Source organism: Massilia sp. Root335, from assembly GCF_001425685.1.
Classification (GTDB): Bacteria; Pseudomonadota; Gammaproteobacteria; order Burkholderiales; family Burkholderiaceae_D; genus Telluria; species Telluria luteola.
Map to the genome: position 1 here is coordinate 52,640 of NZ_LMCY01000043.1, position 23,770 is coordinate 76,409.

General features: G+C 66.3%; 19 protein-coding genes. 18 read left to right on the plus strand and 1 reads right to left on the minus strand.

Annotation, left to right across the window (positions count from 1 at the left end):
* Positions 1-308 precede the first annotated feature (308 nt).
* The 17 genes from ASC93_RS21560 to ASC93_RS21640 all read left to right on the plus strand — a co-directional run bounded on the left by ASC93_RS21560 (position 309) and on the right by ASC93_RS21640 (position 22,535).
* Entirely contained in the window at positions 309-2,540 is a 2,232-nt protein-coding gene (locus tag ASC93_RS21560) for a heparinase II/III family protein (RefSeq protein ID WP_056447329.1), read from the plus strand.
* Positions 2,541-2,665: 125 nt separating this feature from the next.
* Positions 2,666-3,511, plus strand: coding sequence for a beta-1,6-N-acetylglucosaminyltransferase (locus tag ASC93_RS21565; RefSeq protein WP_229412828.1), 846 nt, complete (start codon positions 2,666-2,668; stop codon positions 3,509-3,511).
* A gap of 79 nt (positions 3,512-3,590) precedes the next feature.
* Positions 3,591-4,817 carry a glycosyltransferase gene (locus ASC93_RS21570; RefSeq protein WP_056447333.1) on the plus strand — a complete coding sequence of 409 codons (1,227 nt, stop codon included), beginning with the start codon at positions 3,591-3,593 and terminating at the stop codon, positions 4,815-4,817.
* Positions 4,818-4,819: 2 nt separating this feature from the next.
* Positions 4,820-6,106, plus strand: coding sequence for a phenylacetate--CoA ligase family protein (locus tag ASC93_RS21575; protein WP_056447335.1), 1,287 nt, complete (start codon positions 4,820-4,822; stop codon positions 6,104-6,106).
* Between the two features lie 115 nt (positions 6,107-6,221).
* Entirely contained in the window at positions 6,222-7,307 is a 1,086-nt protein-coding gene (locus tag ASC93_RS21580) for a glycosyltransferase family 4 protein (protein WP_229412829.1), read from the plus strand.
* Positions 7,307-9,265 (plus strand): alginate lyase family protein, encoded by a 1,959-nt coding sequence (locus ASC93_RS21585; RefSeq protein WP_056447626.1) that lies wholly within the window; start codon positions 7,307-7,309, stop codon positions 9,263-9,265. Before ASC93_RS21580 ends, ASC93_RS21585 begins: the two co-directional genes overlap by 1 nt.
* 38 nt (positions 9,266-9,303) lie before the next feature.
* Positions 9,304-10,416, plus strand: a complete 1,113-nt coding sequence (gene wecB / locus ASC93_RS21590; protein WP_056447339.1) for a non-hydrolyzing UDP-N-acetylglucosamine 2-epimerase — start codon at positions 9,304-9,306, stop codon at positions 10,414-10,416.
* A 15-nt stretch (positions 10,417-10,431) separates the two neighbouring features.
* Positions 10,432-11,181 carry a WecB/TagA/CpsF family glycosyltransferase gene (locus ASC93_RS21595; protein WP_056447341.1) on the plus strand — a complete coding sequence of 250 codons (750 nt, stop codon included), beginning with the start codon at positions 10,432-10,434 and terminating at the stop codon, positions 11,179-11,181.
* Positions 11,182-11,314: 133 nt separating this feature from the next.
* The gene (galE, locus tag ASC93_RS21600; protein ID WP_056447343.1) at positions 11,315-12,313 is read left to right on the plus strand and encodes a UDP-glucose 4-epimerase GalE; all 999 of its coding nucleotides are present in this window, start codon (positions 11,315-11,317) and stop codon (positions 12,311-12,313) included.
* A gap of 18 nt (positions 12,314-12,331) precedes the next feature.
* Positions 12,332-13,498, plus strand: coding sequence for a sugar phosphate nucleotidyltransferase (locus ASC93_RS21605; protein ID WP_056447345.1), 1,167 nt, complete (start codon positions 12,332-12,334; stop codon positions 13,496-13,498).
* Positions 13,495-14,913, plus strand: coding sequence for a mannose-1-phosphate guanylyltransferase/mannose-6-phosphate isomerase (locus tag ASC93_RS21610; RefSeq protein WP_056447347.1), 1,419 nt, complete (start codon positions 13,495-13,497; stop codon positions 14,911-14,913). The genes ASC93_RS21605 and ASC93_RS21610 overlap by 4 nt, the downstream gene beginning before the upstream one ends.
* Positions 14,914-15,032: 119 nt before the next feature.
* Positions 15,033-15,746 carry a PEP_CTERM-anchored TLD domain-containing protein gene (locus ASC93_RS21615; protein WP_229412830.1) on the plus strand — a complete coding sequence of 238 codons (714 nt, stop codon included), beginning with the start codon at positions 15,033-15,035 and terminating at the stop codon, positions 15,744-15,746.
* 348 nt (positions 15,747-16,094) lie between these two features.
* The gene (locus tag ASC93_RS21620) at positions 16,095-17,018 is read left to right on the plus strand and encodes a TIGR03790 family protein (protein WP_229412831.1); all 924 of its coding nucleotides are present in this window, start codon (positions 16,095-16,097) and stop codon (positions 17,016-17,018) included.
* A 120-nt stretch (positions 17,019-17,138) separates the two neighbouring features.
* On the plus strand, positions 17,139-20,126 hold the full coding sequence (locus ASC93_RS21625; RefSeq protein ID WP_056447349.1) for an ExeM/NucH family extracellular endonuclease: 2,988 nt from the start codon (positions 17,139-17,141) through the stop codon (positions 20,124-20,126).
* Positions 20,127-20,143: 17 nt separating this feature from the next.
* Positions 20,144-20,710, plus strand: a complete 567-nt coding sequence (locus ASC93_RS21630; RefSeq protein WP_056447351.1) for an NF038129 family PEP-CTERM protein — start codon at positions 20,144-20,146, stop codon at positions 20,708-20,710.
* A gap of 369 nt (positions 20,711-21,079) precedes the next feature.
* Complete coding sequence (locus ASC93_RS21635; RefSeq protein ID WP_056447353.1) at positions 21,080-21,778, plus strand: winged helix-turn-helix domain-containing protein; 699 nt, start codon at positions 21,080-21,082, stop codon at positions 21,776-21,778.
* A 1-nt stretch (position 21,779) separates the two neighbouring features.
* Entirely contained in the window at positions 21,780-22,535 is a 756-nt protein-coding gene (locus tag ASC93_RS21640) for a LuxR C-terminal-related transcriptional regulator (protein WP_056447355.1), read from the plus strand.
* A gap of 16 nt (positions 22,536-22,551) precedes the next feature.
* On the opposite strand, the gene ASC93_RS21645 is transcribed toward ASC93_RS21640, so the two are convergent.
* A complete protein-coding gene (locus ASC93_RS21645) occupies positions 22,552-22,818 on the minus strand; it encodes a hypothetical protein (RefSeq protein WP_056447357.1) in 267 nt (88 codons plus the stop codon).
* 493 nt (positions 22,819-23,311) lie between these two features.
* Between ASC93_RS21645 and gspG the strand changes: the two genes are divergently transcribed.
* A complete protein-coding gene (gspG, locus tag ASC93_RS21650; protein WP_056447359.1) occupies positions 23,312-23,755 on the plus strand; it encodes a type II secretion system major pseudopilin GspG in 444 nt (147 codons plus the stop codon).
* The last annotated feature ends 15 nt before the right edge of the window (positions 23,756-23,770 follow it).

Below are 23,770 nucleotides of genomic sequence, written 5' to 3' on the forward strand. Positions count from 1 at the left end.
TCGATAAACTTTGTCGAATTGTCCGCACAGTTTTCAAATAGTCTTTTCTGTTAAAAAACGGCTTTTGTTTGCCTGAAAATATTACTGTTATTAAGGGGTTCATTGGGTCGTTGGATTTGTGCGATGCACGAGAAAAATCCCTGATTTGTAAGGGATTTTTTCCGCAATAAAATTTATTTGCGGTACTATTTCTCCTATCGAACAGCGCTCATTTGTATCAGCCGAGCGTTTCAAAGCAAATCTGGCCCAGGCGTCCTGCCGACAGCTGAACCTCTAGTCGTCCAGTTAATATTTCTCGGAGCATTTACATGAAATTTCATCGGAAGGGCATCATTGCCGTCGCTGCGCTGTCGTCGCTGCTGGTGTCGTTCAGCGCGCATGCCGACTGGGCCCAATCCACCGATCCGCTCGTCGTTCAGCCCGCACCCGCCAACGGCGCGGTGCAGGCGCAGAATCCGCCGGGCTTCGCCTGGGCGCGCCATCCGACCGGCCCGGCCGCCTATGACATCGAGATCACCCCGGTCGGCGGCTCGCCGGTGAAGGCGACGGTCGACCGCAACTGGTACCTGCCGACCAAGGCCCTGGCCCTGGGCAACTACACGTGGCGCGTGCGCCCGTCCGGTTCGAGCGACTGGTCGAGCCCGCGTTCCTTCGCGATCACGAGCAGGTCGACCACGTTCGAAGTGCCCGACAACGCCACCCTGCGTTCGCGCATCCTGGCCAAGGCACGTCCCCGTTCGCTGGGTCCGACCTTCACCGCCTACTCGACCTGGAGCACGTCCAGGAAGAACGAGCTGGACCCGTACGTCAGCCGCCTGATCAACGAAGTCAAGCTGCAGATGACGGCGCTGCCCGACCTGTCGGACGCGCGCTGGCCGGTCGCGATCTCGGCGCCGCTGACGGCGACGATGGCATCGCAGCAGACCGACGTGCGCAACCGCATCAACGAATCGACGCGCCAGCTGGAAGCGGCCGCGCTGCTGTGGCGCCTCAAGAAGGATCCGGTCTACCTGAACGAAGCGCTCAAGCGCGGCGACCAGCTGGCGTCGCTGAATCCGACCGGCCCCACCAGCTACGCCAACCAGGACCAGGCCACGCGCCAGATCGCGCTGGAACTGCTCAAGGGCGCCGACCTGCTGGCGGGCGACCTGGACGCGACCCGCAAGGCCAGATGGCTTGCTGTCGCCAAGGCCCGCGTGACCGAGATGTTCAGCAATATCTCGGGCGATAACGGCCGCCTCGACCAGTACCCGTTCGACTCGCACGGCAACACGCTGATGATCTACATGGCGCTGATCTCGACGCTGGCGCTGGGCGACATCCCCGAAGCGCAGACGTGGTTCGACTTCACGTTCCGTGCCTACGTCAACACCCCGTCGCCGTGGTCGGGTTCGGAAGGCGGCTATGCCAACGGCACCGCCTACGCCGAATACGCGGCCGGCTACATGACGGCCCTGTGGGACCCGATCGTCCAGGCGACCGGCGTGAACATGTACGCCAAGCCGTGGACGCTGGGCTTCCTCGACTTCGCGACCGAATTCACGCCGCCGGGCTCGAAGGTGCATGCCTTCGGCGACGGTTCCGAGACCAAGCCGGACCCGCGCGTGTTCCGCGCGTTTGCGAACCGCATGGTGTCGCCGCGCGCCGCGTGGTATGTGGCCAACCTGCCGGGCATCGAGGATTCGCTGTCGGTCGTGCAGGCGCCGTATCCGATGCCGGTGGCCGGCACCACGTTGAAGGTCCCGCCGTCGAACTCGGCCTACTACCCGAGCACCGGCTGGGTGGCGATGCACAGCGATATCGGCTCGACGAACCGCACCTCGTTCTTCTTCAAGTCCAGCCCGTACGGCTCGTTCAACCACAGCCACGGCGACCAGAACGGCCTGCTGTTGTCGGTGGCCGGCCAGCCGCTGCTGGTCAAGGCCGGCTGGTATGACTGGTACGGTTCGCCGTTGTGGACGGACTGGTATCACCAGACCAAGTCGCAGAACGCGATCACGTTCGACGGCGGCAAGGGCCAGGTGGTCACCGGCTACCGCGAGCAGCTGCAGCACAACGGCCGCATCACCGGCTTCTCGGCCCAGTCGACCTACGACTATGCCGAAGGCGACGCGACCCCGGCCTACGGCGGCCAGTTGACGATGGCGAAGCGCCAGATCTGGTACCTGCACGGCCAGAACGCCATGGTGGTGCGCGACAAGCTGCAGGCCGTGGTGGCGCACACCTACGAGTGGAACATCCACGCGCCGGTGGCGATGACGGTCGAGAGCCCGTCGAGCGTCAAGATCGCGATCAACGGCCAGTCGGTGTGCCTGCGCGACCTGAACGGCAACGCCCCGTTCGCCAAGTGGACCGGTCCGGCGCCCAAGGCCGGCGTGACCGAAGACCACGGCGCGTTCTACCTGAAGAACGACAGCAAGTCGGCGGCCGAGTTCCTCGTGCTGCTGGACGTCGGCTGCAAGCGTCCGGCCACCAAGGTGACGACGTCGGGCACGACGCGCACCCTGACCGTCGGCACGCAGACGGTGAACCTGAACTAAACGCCGGCGTATCGTCCCCGGCAATCGCCAGGCGCCGTGCTACACTCGGCGCGCTGGCGCGACGTCCTCCCCGGGCCCTGCGCCCGCGGAGGATTTTTTTTCGCTGCGCGACGATGACGACACAGGTGTTCCTGATCCAAGCCCACAAGGACCTGGGCCAGCTCAATGCGCTGGTGGAGCAGTTGCGCGACGACGACTTTCGCGTGTACGTGAACCTCGACCGCAAATGCGCGCTCGATCCGGCCGGCGTCCATCCGTTCGCGCGCCAGGTCAGGAACCGCATCGACGTCCATTGGGGCACGTTCAGCCAGGTGCAGGCCGTGCTCAATTCGCTGGAACAGATCGTGGCCGAGGTGCCCGTGTTCGACAAGGCGGTCTTTTTGAGCGCCCAGGATTTCCCGCTGCTCTCGAACGCCCGTCTCAAGGACGCGCTGGCGCAGCACGCCGGCCACGAACTGCTCGACACGGTCGCCATCGGCCTTGAGCCCGGCCAGTGGGCGGCCGATTACCGCTACCGGTATTTCCATCGCGGCGACGAAACGCCGCTGGCGCGCCTCGCCTGCCGCATCGCCAACCGCGCGCTGCGCGTGACGGGCACCGCCCGCCGCCTGCCCGGCGGGATGCGGCCGTACGGCGGCTCGTCGTGGTGGGCGCTGTCGCAGGCGTGCGTGCAAGACATCCTCGCGCGCGTCGCGCGCGACCCGGGCCTCGTGCGCTTCTTCCGCAACTGCGCGTGTCCGGACGAGATGTTCTTCCAGACCCTCGTGATGAATTCGCCGTTCGCGAGCCGCGTGCTGGGCCAGAACTTCCGCTACGTCCAGTGGCCCGAGCAGGGTGCGCGCAACCCCAAGATCCTGGACGAGGGCGACTTCGAGCGCATCGCCGCGTCGCGCGCGCATTTCTGCCGCAAGATCGACAGCCATGCCAGCGCGGGCCTGATGCCCCGCCTGCTGGCGCTGCGCACGGCCTGATTTAAGTTTCACGCAACTGTGCACGCTGCCGGGTAAGTTAGAATCGGCTTCCATTCGTTGTTCATACGACAAGGAATCCATGCCCAGACGCTCCTCGTCCCGTTCCATCCTGTTCGTCGTGCGCGATCCGCTGCCGCCGGTCCGGGCCGACGTGCGGACCCTGTTCGGCACCGAGATGCCGCGCTACGGCGTGGCCACCGAGCTGGTGGGGCAGGGTGGCAGCGGCGACACGGCGCCGTGGCCGGCCGGCGGCATGCACGTCGTCGGTTCGCTGCGCAGCCGTTTCGCCAGCGTGTGCGCGCCCCTGTGGGACCTGCTGGGCCTCGTGCGCGCGCTGCGCCACGGCCGGCCGGACTGCATCCAGGTGCGCGACAAGATCGCCAGCGGGGTGCTCGGCCGCGTGGCCGCCGCGCTGCTGCGCGTGCCGTTCATCTACTGGATGTCGTTCCCCATCGTCGAAGGCTTCGAGGTCCGGCGCGACGACATCGCCCGGCACGGCCGCGGCGTGAAGTGGCTGGGGCATGCGCTGCGCGCGTGGGCGTCGCGCGTGGCCATCTACCGCGTCGTGCTGCCCGGCGCGCGCCACATGTTCGTGCAGAGCGACGCCATGGCCGACTGGCTGGCCGCGAAAGGTTTCGACCGGGCCCGCATGACGGCCGTGCCGATGGGCGTCGACGCCCACCTGTTCGACCGCGCCAACGTGGAGCCGGTCATTGACGCCCGCCTGGACGGGCGCCGTGTCGTCCTCTACCTCGGCCGCATCGCGCGCTCGCGCCGGTCCGACTTCCTGCTCGACGTGGCCGAACAGCTGCGCGCGCGCAATCCCGACGTGCTGCTCGTGATCGCCGGCGACGCTCCGTCCGACGACGAGATGGCGTGGATGCGCCGCGAGATCGCGGCGCGCGGCCTGGACGGCCACGTGCTGCTGACGGGCTGGCTGCCCCAGCGCACGGCGCTCGGCTATGCAGTGCGGGCCGAGGTGGGCTTGTCGCCGATCCCGCGCGGCACCCTGTTCGACGTGTCGTCGCCGACCAAGCTCGTGGAATACCTGGCGCTCGGCATCCCCAGCGTCGCCAACGATATCCCCGACCAGAAACTGGTCATCGACGAGAGCGGGGCCGGCCTGTGCGTACCGATGGAGGCGGGGACGTTCGCCGACGCCGTGCTGGAATTGTTAAATGACGGCGCCCTTGCTGCCGAGTTCGCGTTACGTGGGCCACCGTACGTAACGAGCCACCGCACGTATGATATTCTGGGTAACAATGTTGCAAAAATTTATAGGAAAATCCTGACGGAGCGGCCGTAAGCATGTCGACGTGGACTTACTCGCTGAAGTGCTCGCTGCGTTCGCTCGTGCGCGACATCGTCCGCAACGTCTGGGGCCGGCGCTTCGTGTATCCCGGTCTCGTCGCCAACGAGCGCTCGCGCGAGGCGCTGGCCGCCTACGTCGCGCGGCGCGCGCGCCGGGTCGGCGTGCCGCTCGACGGCGACGGCACGGCCCTGGCCCGGCTGGCGCCCGGCAGCCCCATGCTGACGAAGGCCGAGGTCCGCCAGCATCCGGAACGCCTGGTGCGGCCGCGCGGCCCCGGTTCCTGGATCCGCACGACGATCAAGACGAGCGGCACGTCCGGCTCGCCGCTGACCATCGTCCAGTCGCTCGGCAACCTCGTGCGCGAGGAAGGCTTCGTCTACCGCCAGCTGCAATGGATCGGCTGGCGCCACGGCCAGCGCCGCGCGTGGATCCGCGGCGACATCGTCTGCCCCGACCACCCCCGCGACGGCCGCTACTGGTGCCGCGACTGGGTCGGCAACATGCTCATGATGTCGTCGTACCATTTGTCGAACGATACGATCGGCCGCTACGTCGACGCGCTGGAGCGTTTCGACCCCGTCGTGATCCACGCCTACCCGTCGTCGATCGCGGCGCTGGCCGCCTGGCTGAACGCGGCCGGCCGCACCTATCGCGGACGCGCGCTGCGCGGCGTGATGACGTCGTCCGAGACGCTGGAGCCGGGCGTGCGCGCGGCCGTGGAGCAGGCGTTCGGCGTGCGCGTGTTCGACTGGTATGGCCAGGCCGAGCGCGTGGCCGCCATCGGCACGTGCGAGGAAGGCCGCTACCACGTGCTCACCGACTACAGCGGGGTCGCGCTGCTGGAGGCGGAGGACGGTGCCTGCGAACTGGTCGGCACGTCGCTGAACAACGCCGCGATGCCGCTCGTGCGCTACCGCACGGGCGACACCGTGATCCCGGACGGCGCAGCGTGCGCCTGCGGCCGCGTCTTCCCGACGATCAAGGCCGTGATCGGGCGCCAGGAAAAGATCGTCACCTTGCCGGACGGCCGCATCGTCGCGCGCCTGGACCGCATCTTCCAGGGGCACGACCGGCATCTCGTCGAAGGGCAGGTGCTGTACCGCGGGGCCGGTGAATTCGTGCTGCGCGTCGTCACGGCCGACGGCTTCGGCGATGCGGACGAACGGGCGCTGGTCGACAAATTCCTGCTGCGCGTGCCCGGCGTGAACGTCCGGGTGGAGCGGGTGACGGCGATTCCGCGCGGGCCGAACGGCAAGTTCGAATTCATCGCGATCGAGAGTTGAAGCGTGCGCACGGCGGGAAAATCATGATGTATTATCGAAATATTGTCCATTTAGTAAGGGCCTCTACCTTGTCACAAGCAGCGCAGCGGGGGACGACGACCTTGGGGGCGGGCGCGTGAAAGCGCCGGCGCCACGGGTCCTGATGGTCGGCACGGCGCTCGACGGCAGGGGCGGGGTGGCGGCGGTGGTCTCCGTGTTGCGCCGGCATGGACTGTTCGAGCGCGAACGCGTGCGCTATGTGGCGACCCACCGCGACGGCACGCCGCTCGTGAAGGCGCGCGGCGCGTTGTCCGGTTTCTGGCAGACGCTCGTCGCCTGCATGGGCGGGCATCCGGCCGTCGTCCACGTGCACGCGGCCTCGCATGCGAGCTTCCTGCGCAAGTCGCTCGTGCTGCTGATCGCGCGCCAAGCTGGCTGCAAGACCATTTTCCATTTGCACGGCGGGGGTTTTCGCACCTTTGCCACGGAGGAATCGGGCACCTTGCTGCGGCGCTGGATCCGCCACACGCTGGAAGCCAGCTCGCTCGTGATCACGCTGTCGGAAGGCTGGTCGCAGTTCGTGCACGCCTTTGCGCCGCGCGCGCGCGTGGCCGTCGTGCCGAATGCCGTGCCGCTGCCGGACCTGCCGGCGCAGGACCAGTCGATGCCCGGCCGCATCCTGTTCCTCGGCCGGCTGGAAGCGGCCAAGGGCGTGTTCGAATTGCTGGAGGCCGGCGCGCGCATCGTGCGCGAGACGACCGGGCCGAGTCCGCTGCGCCTCGTGTTCGGCGGCGAGGGCGATACGCAAGGCCTGCGCCGGCGCGCGGCCGAGCTGGGCATCGCGGAACGGATCGAGCTGCCCGGCTGGGTCGGCCCGGCCGAACGCGACGCCGAACTGCGCAAGGCCACCGTGTTCTGCCTGCCGTCGCACGCGGAAGGGCTGCCGATGTCCATGCTCGAGGCGATGGCGGCGCGCAAGGCCGTCGTGGCGACGGCCGTGGGCGGGATTCCGGAAACACTGCGCGACGGCGACAATGGCCTCCTGGTCCCGCCGCGCGACGAACAGGCGCTCGCCAGGGCGCTTGCACGACTCCTGGGCGATTGCGCCCTGCGCGACCGGCTGGCGGCACGAGCGCGCGCAACCATCGAACAACAATACTCAACCGAGGTGGTGTGCGGGAAATTGTCCGCGATCTACCGTGAACTGGCGGGGGCGAGATGATGAGCGAAGCGACAGGGATGGTCTGGCTGGTCAATCGTTTGCGTTGCATGTCCGTGGCCGAGGTCGGCTACCGGATCCGCCAGGCGGCCGTCACGCGCGTGGCGAAACGCCTGCGCGCCCGCGCCGCGCCGCCGCTGCCGCGCGCCCGCACCTTCAACCGCCACGGAGCGCTCGCCGTGCCGCCGGCGGAACGCGACGCGCTGCTGGCCGACGCCGACAGCATCTGCGCCGGCCACGTCGTCCTGTTCGCCAACCGGCGCTTCGACGTCGGCATGCCGCCCGTGTGGAACCGCGATCCGGACAGCGGCGTCGTCGGCCCGAGCATCTACGCGGGCGACATCGCGATCACGAACCGCGAACAGGTCGGCGACATCAAGCATGTGTGGGAACTGAACCGCCACCTGCACCTCGTGCGCCTCGCGCAGGCCTGGACCGTGACGAACGACGTCGCCTGGCTGCATGCGCTGCACACCCAGCTGCGCAGCTGGCTCGACCAGTGTCCGCCGCTGGTCGGCCCCAACTGGGCGAGCTCGCTGGAACTGGGCATCCGCCTCATCAACTGGGGCCTCGTGTGGCAACTGATCGGCGGGGAGGGCAGCGGCCTGTTCGCGGGCGAGGAAGGGCAGCGCCTGCGCGCCGACTGGCTCGATGCGATCCACGCCCACTGCAGCGCGATCGCGCGCCACCTGTCGCGCCATTCGTCGGCCAATAACCATTTGATCGGCGAACTGGCCGGGCTGTATGTGGGCGCGTCGATCTGGCCGTGCTGGAAAGCGTCGGGCGCGTGGCTGGAACAGGCCAGGGGCGAGCTGGAACACGAGGCGCAAGCCCAGTTCTCGCGCGACGGCGTCAACCGCGAGCAGGCGTTTGCCTACCACGTGTTTTCCAGCGAATTCCTGTTCGTCGCCGGACTCGTGGGCCAGGCCTGCGACCACCCGTTCTCGCGCGCCTACTGGGCGAGCCTGCAGCGCGCGCTGCGCTTTCTCCGCTCCGTGCGCGACGTGGGCGGCAACGTGCCGATGGTGGGCGACGCCGACGACGGCATCGTGTTCCGCCTGGATGCTCCCGGCGCCGACCGCGCCGGCCAGTTGCTGGCACTGGGCGACGCCGTGCTGCGCCGCATGGAACCGGCGCACCCCGGCGTGCGCTGGCTGCTGCATGCGCTGCCCGGCAAGCGGCCGGAAGCCGATCCGCACGAGTCGGACACGGGCTGGGCCTTCCCGGACGGCGGCTATCTGCTGTTCGGTTCGCATTTCGGCGAGCCCGACGAGATCAAGGGCATGGTCGACTGCGGTCCGCTGGGCTATCTCGGCATCGCCGCGCACGGCCACGCGGATGCGCTCGCGCTGACGCTGTCCATCGGCGGCGAGGCGTGCCTCGTCGATCCGGGCACGTATTCGTACTGGCAGGAACACAAGTGGCGCGACTACTTCCGCGGCACCTCGGCGCACAACACGGTGCGCATCGACGGGCTCGACCAGTCGGTGTCGGGCGGGCGCTTCATGTGGCTGAAAAAGGCGCGGGCAGCCATCGAACGCATGCCGCAGTCGCCGCACGAATTCGACTTCCGCGGCTCACACGACGGCTACGAACGCCTGGCCGATCCCGTGCGGCATATGCGCGGCGTGCGTTACGATGCTGCCAGTGCGACGCTCACCGTGCGCGACGAGATCGCTGCGAAGAAACATCACCAGGTCGAACTGTTCTGGCATTTCGCGCCCGGCCTGGACGTCCGGCTGAACAGTGCCGGCCTGCACGTGCGCGGCAAGCGCTTCGCGTTGCAGATGCATGCGCACGGCGCGGACCTCAAGCTGGAACTGGTGCGCGGCAACGAAAATCCGCCGCTCGGCTGGTATTCGCGCTGCTACGAACACAGGCAGCCGTGCGACGTTTTAAAGATCAGCACCGTATCGTCCGCCGTCCCGGTCGAGTGCAAGTTTACAATAACGTTTTTCTAACACCGTTTTTCCATAACTAAACCTAGGGATTGTTTCAAATGCTCATTTATCTGGTCGCAGGTGCCCGCCCCAACTTCATGAAGATCGCGCCGATCGTGCGTGCGCTGCAGGCGCGTCCGGATGCGCCGGCGTTCAAGATCATCCACACCGGCCAGCACTACGACCGCGAGATGAACGACGTGTTCTTCGAAGAACTCGGCATTCCGCAGCCGGACGTGTTCATGGCCGCCGGCGGCGGCAGCCACGCCCAGCAGACGGCCAAGATCATGATCGGCTTCGAGGAACTGTGCACCGCCGCGCGCCCGGACGCCGTGCTCGTCGTGGGCGACGTGAATTCCACGCTGGCCTGCTCGATCGTCGCCAAGAAGCTGAACATCCCCGTCGCCCACGTGGAAGCCGGCCTGCGCAGCTTCGACATGGCGATGCCCGAGGAAATCAACCGCCTCGTCACGGACAGCATCTCCGACTGGTTCTTCGTCACCGAACCGTCGGCCGTGGAGCACCTGCGCCGCGAAGGCAAGAAGGATGATGCGATCCATTACGTCGGCCACGTGATGGTCGACAACGTGCTGTACCAGGCCGACAAGCTCGGCCACGCGGACACGTCCGCGTTCGAGACGAGCGCCTGGAAAGCGGCGCGCGCGCAGGCCGGCCAGCGCTACGGCGTCGTCACCCTGCACCGTCCCAGCAACGTCGACGACGCGGCCACGTTCACGCGCATCGCCGGCGCGCTGAAGGAGATCGCGGTCGACCTGCCGCTGATCTTCCCCGTGCACCCGCGCACCCGCGCCAACCTCGAGAAATTCGGCATCGACCTGGGCCCGAACGTCACGCTGGCCGGTCCGCAGGCCTATATGGCGTTCCTGAACCTGTGGAAGGATGCGGCGGTCGTACTGACGGACAGCGGCGGCCTGCAGGAAGAAACGACGGCGTTGGGCGTGCCGTGCGTAACGATCCGCGAGAACACGGAACGTCCCGTGACCGTGGACGAAGGTTCGAACGTACTGGCCGGCACCGATCCGGCCGCCATCCTGCTCGAGGCGCGCAAGATCCTGCGCGGCGAAGGCAAGCAGGGCCGCCGGCCGCACCTGTGGGACGGCCGCGCGGCCGAACGCATCGTGGACATCCTGACGAAGGAAATCCGCGGGTAACTTTGAGGTAGCAACATGAACGAGCGCATCACGCTGATGGGGTGTTCCATCGACAACCTGACGATGGAAGAGACATTGCAGACGGTCGAGGGCTTCATCCATACAGGACGGCCCCATCAGCACGTCGTCGTCAACGTCGACAAGCTGGTCAAGGCCAGCCGCGATCCGGAACTGCGCCGGATCATCAACGACTGCGCGCTCGTGAATGTCGACGGCATGCCGGTCGTGTGGGCGTCGCGCCTGCTGGGCCGGCCGTTGAAGGAGCGGGTCGCCGGCTGCGACCTGTTCGAGGCGCTGATGCGGCGCGCCGGCGAGAAGGGCTGGCGCGTGTTCCTGCTGGGCGCGCAAGAGGAAGTGGTGAGCAAGGTGGCGTCCACGTACCGGCACAAATACCCGAACCTGGTGCTGGCCGGCCACCGCAATGGTTACTGGAAGGGCGAGGCGGAAGAAGCGGAGGTGGTCGAACAGGTCCGCGCCGCGCGCCCCGATCTGTTGTTCGTGGCGATCAGTTCGCCGAAAAAAGAACAGTTCCTCGGCCGCTGGCAGGCCGAGATGAAGGTCCCGTTCGCGATGGGTGTGGGCGGGACCTTCGACGTGGCGATCGGCCACGTCAAGCGCGCGCCGCTGTGGATGCAGAAGTCCGGGCTGGAATGGTTCTACCGTTTCCTGCAGGAGCCGCGCCGGATGTTTCGCCGTTATTTTATCGAGGACATGGCCTTCATCTGGCTGTTCCTCAAGGAGTTGAAGTTGAAGGGCGCACGATAGCGCCCACGAGGTTGCAGTACACCAAAACACCAGACAGGGATGGCGCCGGTTTCGAACCGGCGCCGACGACATAACGATGCGCGCCGGTCCTTGGAACACGGCGGCAACAACATTTTTTGAAAGAAGAGTATTCATGAAGATCCTGGTTACTGGCGGCATGGGTTACATCGGTTCGCACACCGTCGTGGAACTGCAGAACGCCGGCCACGACGTGGTCGTGTACGACAACCTGTACAACGCGGTGCGTTCGGTGCAGGACCGTGTGCAGAAGATCAGCGGCAAGCCGTTCGATTTCGTCGAAGGCGACATCCGCGACCGCGCGGCCATGGAAGCCGTGTTCGGCGCGCACAAGATCGATGCCGTGATCCACTTCGCCGGCCTGAAGGCGGTCGGCGAATCGGTGGCGCAGCCGCTGCGCTACTACGACAACAACGTGTACGGCAGCGTCGCGTTGTTCGAGACGATGGCCAAGTTCGGCTGCAAGACCCTCGTGTTCTCGTCGTCCGCCACCGTGTATGGCGATCCGGCCTCGGTGCCGATCAAGGAGGATTTCCCGCTGTCGGCCACCAATCCGTATGGCCGCAGCAAGCTGATGATCGAAGACATCCTGCGCGACGTGTTCAAGGCCGAGCCGGACTGGCGCATCGCGCTGCTGCGCTATTTCAACCCGGTCGGCGCCCACGAAAGCGGGCTGATCGGCGAGGAGCCGAACGGCATCCCCAACAACCTGGTGCCCTACATCGCCCAGGTCGCCAACGGCCAGCGCGAAAAGCTGTCCGTGTACGGCGGCGACTATCCGACCCCGGACGGCACCGGCATGCGCGACTACATCCACGTCGTCGACCTGGCGATCGGCCACGTGAAGACCCTCGACAAGCTGGCGAAGGGCGACGGTCTCTACACGTACAACCTCGGCACCGGCAATGGCAACAGTGTTCTGGAAATGGTGCACGCCTTCGAGAAGGCCTGCGGCAAGCCGATCCCGTACCAGATCGTGGACCGTCGCCCTGGCGACATTGCCAAGTGCTACGCCGACCCGACGAAGGCGCGCGAGGAACTCGGATGGACCGCGCAGCGTGACATCGCCCAGATGTGCGCCGATTCCTGGCGCTACCAGACTACCCCAAAATAAACGTATGAGGACCGAACCATGAAAGCGATGATTCTTGCAGCAGGCAAAGGTACGCGCGTACGTCCGCTGACCTATGACCTGCCGAAACCGATGATCCCCGTGCTGGGCAAGCCCGTGATGGCCTACCTGATCGAGCATTTGCGCAAGCACGGCGTGACCGAGATCATGGTGAACGTCAGCCACCTGCACGAAAAGATCGAGGAATACTTCGGCGAGGGCGAGCAATACGGCGTCCAGATCGGCTATTCCTTCGAAGGCTATACGAAGGAAGACGGCGAAGTCGTCGCGGTGCCGATCGGCTCGGCCGGCGGCATGAAGAAGATCCAGGAATTCGGCGGCTTCTTCGACGACACGACCATCGTCCTGTGCGGCGACGCGCTGATCGACCTCGACCTCAAGGCGGCCCTGGCGGAGCACCGCCGCAAGGGCGCCATGGCGTCCGTCATCACGAAGGAAGTCCCGTGGGACAAGGTGTCGAGCTATGGCGTCGTCGTGACCGACCAGAACGGCCGCATCACCCAGTTCCAGGAAAAGCCGAAGCAGGAAGACGCGCTGTCGAACTTCATCAGCACGGGCATCTACATCTTCGAACCGGAAGTGATCGACCTGATTCCGTCGGGTGTGGAGTTCGACATCGGTTCCCAGCTGTTCCCGCTGCTGGCCGAAAAGGGCATGCCGTTCTATGCCCAGGGCCGGCCGTTCAACTGGCTGGACATCGGCAGCGTGAGCGATTACTGGGAAGTGCTGCAGAACGTGCTGACTGGTGAGGTCAATCATATGGACGTGCCGGGCATCCAGATCGAGCCCGGCCTGTGGACCGGCCTGAACACGAGCATCGACTGGCGGGGCACCACGATCAAGGGTCCCGTCTACATCGGTTCCGGCGTCAAGATCGAGGCCGGCGCGACGATCGTCGGGCCGACCTGGATCGGCCACGGCAGCCATATCTGCGAAGGCGCCGAGGTCGTCCGCAGTGTCCTTTTCGAGTACACTCGCGTGCTGAACGACGTGACTTTGCATGAAATGATCGTGTTCAAGGATTACAGCATCGACCGCGCCGGCGAGATGAAGCACTCGTCCGACTACAGCTCGTCGGAATGGCTGAACGCGCGCGACCGCCGCCGCAGCCGGCGCACGGAACAGGCGGAAGAAACAGACAAGTCATTAGAGAAAGCCAACGCATGAAAATTTACCCAGTCATCCTCTCCGGCGGTGCCGGTACCCGCCTGTGGCCGCTGTCGCGGGCAGTCATGCCCAAGCAGCTGCTGCCGCTGGTGACGGACAAGACGATGCTGCAGGAAACCGCGCTGCGGGTCCGCGGCTGGCCGGGGTTGATGGCGCCGCTGGTGGTGTGCGGCAACGAGCACCGCTTCCTCGTGGCCGAGCAGATGCGCGACATCGGCATCACGCCGCACGGCATCCTGCTCGAGCCGGCGGGGCGCAACACGGCCCCGGCCGTGGCCGCCGCCGCGCAATACCTGCACGCGCAGGACCCGGAGGCCGTGATGCTCGTGCTGCCGGCCGACCACGTGATCGAAAAGAACGACGCATTCCGTATCGCGGTCGAGCGCGCCGCGGCCCAGGTCGGGCAGGGCGCACTGGCCACGTTCGGCATCGTGCCGAGCGGTCCGGAAACGGGCTACGGCTACATCCGCCGCGGCGAGCCGCTGCCGGGCTGCGACGATTGCTACAAGATCGAGCGCTTCGTCGAAAAGCCCGACCGCAACACGGCCGAAGGCTTCGTCGCCGACGGCGGCTTCTACTGGAACAGCGGCATGTTCATGTTCCGCGCCGACCGCTTCCTGGCCGAGATCGAAAAGCACGCGCCGACGATCGCCCAGGCCGCCGGCGCCGCCGTGCAGGCCGCGTACAGCGACCTCGACTTCTGCCGCCTGAACGAAGCGGCGTTCGCGGCCAGCCCGTCCGATTCGATCGACTACGCGGTGATGGAACACACGCGCGACGGCATCGTCGTCGCGGCCGACATCGGCTGGAGCGACGTCGGCTCGTGGTCCGCGCTGGCCGACGTGCAGCCCAAGGATGCCGACGGCAACGTGGCGCGCGGCGACGTCTACCTCGACAGCACGACCAACACGCTGGTGCGCGCCGAAAGCCGCATCGTGGCCGTCGTGGGCGTGAAGGACCTCGTCGTCGTGGAAACGAACGATGCCGTGCTCGTGGCGCACAAGGACATGGTCCAGCGCGTCAAGAACGTCGTCGACCACCTCAAGGGCAACGCGCGCACGGAGCACCTGGTCCACACCAAGGTGTACCGACCGTGGGGCTATTACGAAGGCATCGACGCGGGCGAGCGCTTCCAGGTCAAGCGCATCTGCGTCAAGCCGGGCGAAAAGCTGTCGCTGCAGATGCACCACCACCGCGCCGAACACTGGATCGTCGTGTCGGGCACGGCGCGCGTCACGTGCGGCGACCAGGTGACGCTGCTGGCCGAGAACGAGTCCACGTACATCCCGATCGGCATGACACACCGCCTGGAAAATCCGGGCAAGCTGCCGCTGCACCTGATCGAGGTGCAATCCGGCAGCTATCTCGGCGAGGACGACATCGTCCGCTTCGAGGATATCTACAAGCGCGCCTGAGCGTTTCGCGCCGCGTCCGCACGTTCGATGCGGACGCATCTTTTCCTCTGGTCTACAGTGCGTATGGCCGCGCGCATGCGGCATACAATGCGTCGTCTGTAACCCATCGGGGAAACATCATGAAGATGAAGACGTTCATCGTGGCCGGCGCCCTGGGCGCGGCCATGGCCGGTGTCGGCGGCACGGCGGCGGCCGGCGACATCATCGGCGGCTCTGCTCTGCTGGACGCGAGCAGCCACGCCCAACTCGAACGCTGGCTCGGCGCCGGCGAATTCAACCTCGACAATGTGTACACCCTGCACCCCGGCGATACGTCGGACGCTTTCCACGCGGGGGCGGACGGGAAGGGCGCGACCTTCACCCTGCTCGAAGTGACGAATGCCGCGGGGGCAAGCTTCCTCGTCGGCGGCTACAACCCGCAGAGCTGGGCCTCAAGCGAAGGCTGGCACGAGACCCAGCGCGACTGGCAGCGCACGGCCTTCCTGTTCAATATGACCGATCCGGCCGTGTACCGCCAGGTGCTGACGGACTATGTCTTGCCGAGCCAGGGCCTGCGCCAGACGTATAACGAAGTCGGCTACGGCCCCATCTTCGGTTCCGGGCCGGACCTGTTCGTCAACGACGAGTTGACGGCCGCCACGTCGTGGCGCCTGACCTACGGGAATCCGGACGGCGAAGGCAAGAGCATCATCGACGGCAGCCTGCACGGCGAAATCGTGAAGCTGGACGCGATGGAAGTCTTCGCGATCTCGCCCGTGCCGGAGCCCGGTGCCGCGGCCATGCTGCTGGCGGGCCTCGGCGTGCTGGGCGCGGCCATGCGGAGGCGTTCGTAGGGTGGGCACCCCGTGCCCACGCGTGACGCCGGCATATTGCCTACGCGCCCACGCGTGACGCCGGCATATCGCCTACGCACCCACGCGTGACGCCGGCATATCGCCTACGTGCCCACGCCGCCGGCGCGGCCCGGTTCTAAGCCGCGCTTAAGTTGTTCGCCTTGCAAGCTGTGGCATGATGAGCGGGAGCCTCGAGCTCCCGTTTTTTCAACGCTGCCACTGCCCATGACCCGGATCCCGAGACGCTGCCCGAGACTGTGCCTGCCCCTGCTCGCATGCCTTGCCGCCTTCATCGCGGCGCCGGCCCGCGCCCAATTCGTCGGCGAGTCCCGCCTCCAGCCGGATCAATTGGCCATCGTCATCAATGACGCCGAGCCGAACAGCGTCAGGATCGGCGCCTACTACCGCAAGCGGCGCGGCATTCCGGCGGCCAACGTCGTGCACGTGAGCATTCCCGGCAAGCCGCACGAGATCAGTGCGGAGCGCTTCGAAGCGCTCAAGGACGAGATCGACGCGCACCTTGGCCCGAACGTGCAGGCCGTGCTGATGGTGTGGACGGCGCCGTACAAGGTCGCGTGCAATTCGATCACGGGCGCGTACAGCCTCGGCTTCGACCCCGGCCAATGCGCGAAGACCTGCCTGCCAGGCCGCCCGAGCCCATACTTCAATTCCAGTTCCTCGCGTCCGTACACCGACCTGAACATCCGGATCTCGATGCTGTTGCCGACGGAATCCGTGGAGCGCGCGAAGGCCCTGATCGACCGCGGGGCCGGGGCCGGGTTCCGGATCGTGCCCGCCACCGCCTACTTCCTGACGACGTCGGAAAAGGCGCGGAATTCGCGCGCGGCCTTCTTCCCACCGCCCGGCCGCATCGCGGCGCGCAGGCTGGTGACGAAGCCCATGCAGGCCGACGTGCTGGAAGGCGCGAAGGACATCATGATCTACGAGACGGGCATGGCCGAGGTCGCCAAACTGGACACCCTCGGCTTCCTGCCCGGTGCGCTGGCCGACCACCTGACGTCGCTGGGCGGCGACCTGCTCGGCGGCGAGCAGATGAGCAGCCTGCGCTGGCTGGAAGCGGGCGCGACCGCGAGCTACGGCACGGTCAGCGAGCCCTGCAACCACTGGCAGAAATTCCCGAATCCGACCGTGCTGCTCAAGCATTATGTGCAGGGCACCAGCGCGATCGAAGCCTACTGGAAGAGCGTCGCCTGGCCCACCCAGGGCCTGTTCATCGGCGAACCGCTGGCCGCGCCGTACCGCAAGCGTTGATTCAGCCTGGAATTAGTCCGTTCGGACTAATCCGTGGTCATGACGTTGTCAATTTGCGCATTTAATATACATTTGTTAAGTGTTGCACTGACAGATCATTTCCCTATTCCAGGACACCCAATGAAACAACGCGCTCTCCACTCTCCAGGACGCATGACCGTGCTGGCGGCCTTGCTGGCCGGCCTGTCGGCACCCGTGTTCGCCGCGCCCGGCGGCGTCGTCATCAGCCAGGTCTACGGCGGCGGCGGCAATTCCGGCGCCACGTATAAAAACGACTTCATCGAGCTGCTGAACACGGGCGATACCGCCGTCACGCTGAACAACTGGAGCGTGCAATACGCGTCGAGCGCGGGCACCACGTGGCAAGTGACCAGGCTGCCGGCCAGCGTGACCCTGGCGGCCGGCCAGTACTACCTCGTGCACGAGGCGGCGGGCAGCGGCGGCACGGATGCGCTGGCGCCGGACACGGCCGGGACCATCGCGATGAGCGCGACGGCCGGCAAGGTTGCGCTCGTCAACACGACGGCGGCGCTGGCGGGCGCCAGGCCGGTCGACAACGTCGTCGACTTCGTCGGCTTCGGCAGCACCGCCAGTTATTACGAAGGCTCCGGCCCGACGGCGGCGCCGTCGAACACGCTGGCCGTGCTGCGCAAGAACAGCGGCTGCCTGGACAGCAACGACAACAGCAGCGATTTCGTCACCGGCGCGGCAAGCCCGCGCACCACGGGCAGCGACCGCGTGTCGTGCAGCGGCGCGCCGCTGCCGCAGCCGATCGTGCTGGCGTGCCCGGGCAGCGTGGGCGTCGACGTCGGCGCCGGCACGACGGCCGCGCTGCAGGCGACCGATGCCGACAGCATCGTCAACAGCGCCGTCATCAGCAAGGGTGCCATCGCCGGCATCAGCCTGACGGGCTTCGTGCCGGCCACCTTTGATAACCGCACGGCCAGCGCCAACCTCGTCGTCGACGCGAGCCTGCCGGCCGGCACGTATCCGGTCGAGATCACGTTCGCCAACGACGCCAGCCAGACCGCCAGCTGCACCGTCAACGTGGCCGTCAGCGGCGTCGTCACGATCCCGCAGATCCAGGGCAGCGGCCTGACGAGCCCGTACGCCAACACCGTGCAGTCGACGACCGGCGTCATCACGAAGAAGCTGGGCAGCGGCTTCTACATCCAGGACCCGCAGGGCGACGGCGACCCGAATACGTCCGACGCGATCTTCGTCTACGGCGCCGCCGCGGCCGCGAACGAGGGCGACCTCGTGCGCGTGACGGGCACCGTGACGGAATACGCGCCGAGCGGTTCCACGCGTTCGTACACGGAACTGAAGGACGTGAGCGCCGTGAGCGTCCTCGGCACCGGCAATACGATCGCCCCCGTCAACATTGACCTGCCTACCGAACTGAGCCACTACGAAGGCATGCTCGTGCGCTTCGTGAACCCGCTGACCGTGAACGGCAACAGCTATCTGGGCGACCGCGGCGAACTGGTGCTGGCCAACGGCCGCCGCGAGACGCCGACCAACCGCTACCGTGCCGGCACGCTTGACGCGGCCGCGCTGATCGCCGCCAACGCGCAAAACATGGTGATCCTGGACGACGGCATCTTCACGGTGCCGGCGCACATCCCTTACCTCGCGGCCGACAAGACCGTGCGCGCGGGCGACACGGTGACGGACCTCGTCGGCGTGCTCGATTTCGGCGCCATCGGCGGCGGGGGCGGCTGGTACAAGCTGCAGCCGACGGACACGCCCGTGTTCAGCCGCACGAATGCGCGCGAGGACGCGCCGGCGGTCGTGGCAGGCAACGTGCGCGTGGCCAGCGCCAACGTCCTGAACTTCTTCACCACGTTCACCGACGGCACCGACGCCTGGGGCCATACGGGGCAGGGCTGCACCATCGGTTCGTCCGCGCCGTCCAAGAGCAATTGCCGCGGCGCCGACAACATGACCGAGTTCGTGCGCCAGCGCGACAAGATCGTCGATGAGCTGAAGGCGATGAACGCCGACGCAGTCGGCCTGATGGAAATCCAGAACAACGGCGACATCACGGTGGGCTATCTCGTCGACGCGCTGAACCAGGCGATCGGCGCGCCGACGCCGACCTATGCGTACGTGGCGAGGCCCGCCGCGACCGGCACCGACGCGATCCGCGTGGCGATGATCTACAAGCCGGCCGTGCTCGAGCCGGTCGGCGGCGCACTGTCGGACGGCGACGACATCAACAACCGCGCACCGATGGCCCAGACGTTCAAGGTCAAGGCGAACGGCGCGAAGTTCTCGCTGGTCGTGAACCACCTGAAATCGAAAGGCGGCTGCGGCGGCGCCGGTGCCGGCGACACGGACATCGGCGATGGCCAGGGCTGCTGGAACGCCACCCGCATCCAGCAGGCCAGGCGCTTGTTCAACTATTTCATCCCGACCGTCGTGGCCGCCGCGGGCGATCCGGACGTGCTGGCCGTGGGCGACTTCAACTCGTACGGCCATGAAGACCCGATCGCATTCCTCACCGATAACGGCATGGTCAACGAACTGGAGCGCTTCGTGCGTCCGAACGGCATCCCATATTCCTACGTGTTCGACGGCCAGAGCGGCTACCTCGACCACGCGCTGGCCAGCGGCGCCCTCGACCCGCAGGTGGCCGGCGTGACCGAGTGGCACAACAATGCGGACGAGCCCGACGCGATCGACTACAACCTGGGCGACACAGCCGACGACCCGTACGTGAACAATCCGTTCCGCGCCTCGGACCACGATCCGGTCGTCGTGAGCCTGAACCTGGCGCCGGCCTTCGCCGACGTGACGGGCAGCGTCAAGATCGTGCCGGGTGCGCTGGGCTACAACCGCGTCACCGGCAAGTTCAGCGGCAGCGTGGCCTTCACGAACACGAGCGCCGCCGCGCTCGCCGGACCGCTGCAATACGTGCTGCAGGGCTTGCCGGCCGGCGTCACGCTCGACAACAAGACCGGCGACTTCAACGGCGCACCGTATGTGACATTGCCGGGCACGGCGCTGGCACCGGGCGCGACCGTGAAGGTGTCGCTGACCTTCACCAACCCGTCGAAAACGAACGTGACGTTCACGTCGACACTGTATTCCGGCACCTTTTGATCGATAGCGAGACCACCATGATGAACCTGAAAAACCTGTTGTCCCGCGCGCTGCTGGCGCTGTCCCTGCTGGCCGGTGCCGCCACCGCCAGCCCGGTCTACCACGTGGCCCTCGACACGGCCGCCGCGAGCGGCGACGGCTATATGCAGATCGACTTCCTGCCGTTCGGCACCAGCGACGTGCTGACGGCGACGATCAGCAACCTCGACGGCGCATTCACAGGCACGCCCGATCTCGTCAACGTGACGCAAGCGGGCGGCGCGCTCACGTTCAAGAGCGATGCGTTCTCGGAATTCTTCCAGAGCATCCTGCTCGGCGGCAAGTTCGGCTTCGACGTGATGTTCGGCGGAACGCCGTCCGACGCCGGCAGCACGGGCCTGACCGTCAGCCTGCTCGACAGCGCCGGCAATTACCTGTCGCCCGACCCGGCGGTCCAGATCAGCCTCGTGGCCGGCGAGGCGCCGGCCGTGGTGACCGATCCCGCGTTCGCCACCGTGAACCCGGTGCCGGAACCGGCCGACTGGATGCTCGTCGCCACCGGGCTGATCCTCCTGGGCGCGATGCAGCAACGCCGCCGCACGTAAGGCCGGCGCGTTCGCCCCGTCGTTTCCGGCACTGCCGGAAACGACCTCCCGCGCAGGCGGGAACCCGATGCAACAACGCCGCTGCATTCAGGATCGGCGCCCTCCATCCGTCGTTCCCGCGCAGGCGGGAACCCAAGGCCGCGTGCGATACTGCCGCGCAAACTTGGGCCCCCGCCGCGGGGCGACGGTGTGATGACGCCGTGTCTCCCTTCCTCTCCGCCTCGCAGTTCCTCCCGCCGTCCGCCCCGCAGCTCCCCTTTCCGCGGATTTATTCGCCAAACATATGAATTCCAAATAGAAATCATATTGTTCAGCTGACTTTGCTTAGTGCATATTCGATCCTGTTGTCGCCGAGACAAGGATTTATCGATGAGCGCACACATCCTCGTGGTCGATCCCGACCCCTTCGTTCGCCAGTTGCTGGAACTGAACCTGACCCGTGCCGGCCACCACGTCGGCCTGTGTCCCGACGCCGAGTCGGCCCTCGCCGCGATCGACGAGCGCGTACCCGACATGCTGCTGCTGGAGTGGGACCTGCCCGGCCAGTCGGGCGAAGCGCTGATCCGGCGCCTGCACGCGCAGGCGCGCACGCACGAGATGACGATCATCATGGTGTCCGCGCGGGCAGGGGAGCACGACAAGATCCTGGCCCTCGAATCCGGCGCCGACGACTATCTGACCAAGCCCTTCAATCCGCGCGAACTGCTGGCGCGCATGCAGGCCGTGCTGCGCCGGCGCGCGCCGCATGTGTCGATCGACGCCGTGCAGATGGCGGGCCTGCACCTCGACCCGCACACCCAGCGCGTGGTCGCAGGGACGCGCCAGGTGACGCTGGGACCCGTCGAATTCCGTTTACTAAACTTCCTGATGCACCATCCCGAGCGCGTGCATACACGGTCGCAACTGCTGGACAAGGTCTGGGGCCGCCACGCCGTGCTCGACGAGCGCACCGTCGACGCCCACGTGGGCCGGCTGCGCCACGCACTGCAGCCGAGCGGACACCAGGAGCACATCGAGACGGTGCGCGGCACCGGCTACCGCTTCGTCGCCTGGCACGGCGCGGCCTGACGTGGAACCCGTCGTCATCCTCAGCCGCCAGGAGCAGGAATACCTGCTGTGCGCCATCGAGTCCGGCTTGCGCGTGGCCAGCCCGCGCCAGTTCTTCCTGTGGACGCAGGGCCAGGTGCAGGCGCTGCTGCCCCACCAGGTGCTCGTCTGCCTCCAGCTGGGGCCCGGCGCTGCGTTGGTGCGGCTGGAATGCGTGCACGGCACGGTGCTGGCCCCGGCCGCGCAACTGGCGTTGACGGACCCGCACGACGGCCTGGCGCTGCGCATCGCGCGCCACTGCACGCAGGGCGGACGGTTGCCGGCGCTGGCCGATTTCGGCACGGCCGCGGACCAGCCGCTGGAGGGGTTCCGCGACGAGACGAGGAGGATGGGATTCGACAGCGTGCTCGTGCACGGCACGGGGCCGACGAGTGCGGGCGGCAGCGTATTCGTACTGTTCGGCCTGCCGTTGCGGCCGAATCCGCGTCACGCTTATTTCCTGGAACTGCTGCTGCCGCACCTGCACCTGGCGCTGGGCCGCCTGCCGGCATCGCAGTTGCCTGCGGGCGGGGCGCCGGCGCGTCCGCTGAGCGCGCGCGAGGCCGAGATCATCGGCTGGCTGCGGGCGGGGAAGAGCAACGACGAGATGGGGAGGCTGCTGGGGATCAGCGCGCTGACCGTCAAGAACCATTTACAGCGCATCTACCGCACGCTCGGCGTCAGCAACCGGGCGCATGCGCTGGCGCGCTGCATGGATTTACGGCTGCTGGAAGAATGATCCGGCAGCCGCGGGATCAGGACTGCGGCGCGTCGGCCGCGGCGCGGCGCATGGCTTCGTAACGGTAGGCTTCGGCGTTCGCATCGATGATGCGCAGGCCTTTGCAGCCGTCGGCCGCGCAGTCCGGCGCGGGCGAGTTGGCCGTGGCGACCTGGGCGGCGTTGCCGGTCTCGATCATGGCGGCGGTCTGGGTCGGCTGGTCGATCTGGGCGCCACTGCCGCAGGCGGCGAGGAGGGTGGCGAGGCTGAGGCCGAGAGCGGTACGGAGAGCGAAGTTTTTCATGATTGGGGGCAATATTGCGGTCATCGATGCGCCACTGTAGCGTCCGTTTTTCCGCAACTCAACTTTTTTTTTGTTATTTTCGTGCAAATATTATGGTTTTGAAATATTTTCGTGTGGAAATAAGCGAAGATAAGCGATGATGCCAGGAAATATCCCAGCGGAAACTTTAAATGCAACTGGGAAATGAGTCGCACAAAAACGACGCAGATTTTTCTTCAATTGACGGGAAACCCACAAAGGATTTCACACAGTCAACGGGTTATGCTAGGCGATCCGTCATCTCCATTCCCAAAAGCACGGAACGAACGTCCCGACGCTGTTCCGGCCAGCGGAACGCGGTTAGAATTTTGCGAGCAAGAAATCTGTCTGCGGTGTTTCGACCGACGATCGTCCCGCCGGCGAGCGAGCGATTCATAAATGATTTGTCGCCATGACGGGGCCATGGTAGCCTTCACGCAAGGCTTTACATTAGAGCAATAAAGGAGTCGGTTGGATGTATCGTGTGCAGAACCAGGACACCGCGGCGCGGGTCCGCCAGGCCGGTTTTACCCTGCTTGAACTTTTGGTAGTTATCGTTATCATCGGTTTGCTTGCGGCCTATGTCGGGCCGAAGTATTTCTCGCAACTGGGCAAGTCCGAGGTCACCGTCGCCAAGGCCCAGGTCGAAGCGTTCGAAAAATCACTGGACACGTTCCGGCTCGACGTGGGCCGCTATCCGACGACGGAAGAGGGCCTGAACGCCCTGCTGACGGCCCCGCCCGCGGCGAGCGGCAAGTGGAGCGGCCCGTACCTGAAGAAGGCCGTCCCGCTCGATCCATGGGGCCATCCCTACCAGTACCGTGCGCCCGGCAGCAAGGGCGAGTACGAGATCATCTCGCTCGGCAAGGACGGCCAGCCGGGCGGTGAAGGCGAGAACGCCGACATCAGCTCCCAGTAAGTCCCTCTTTTTACC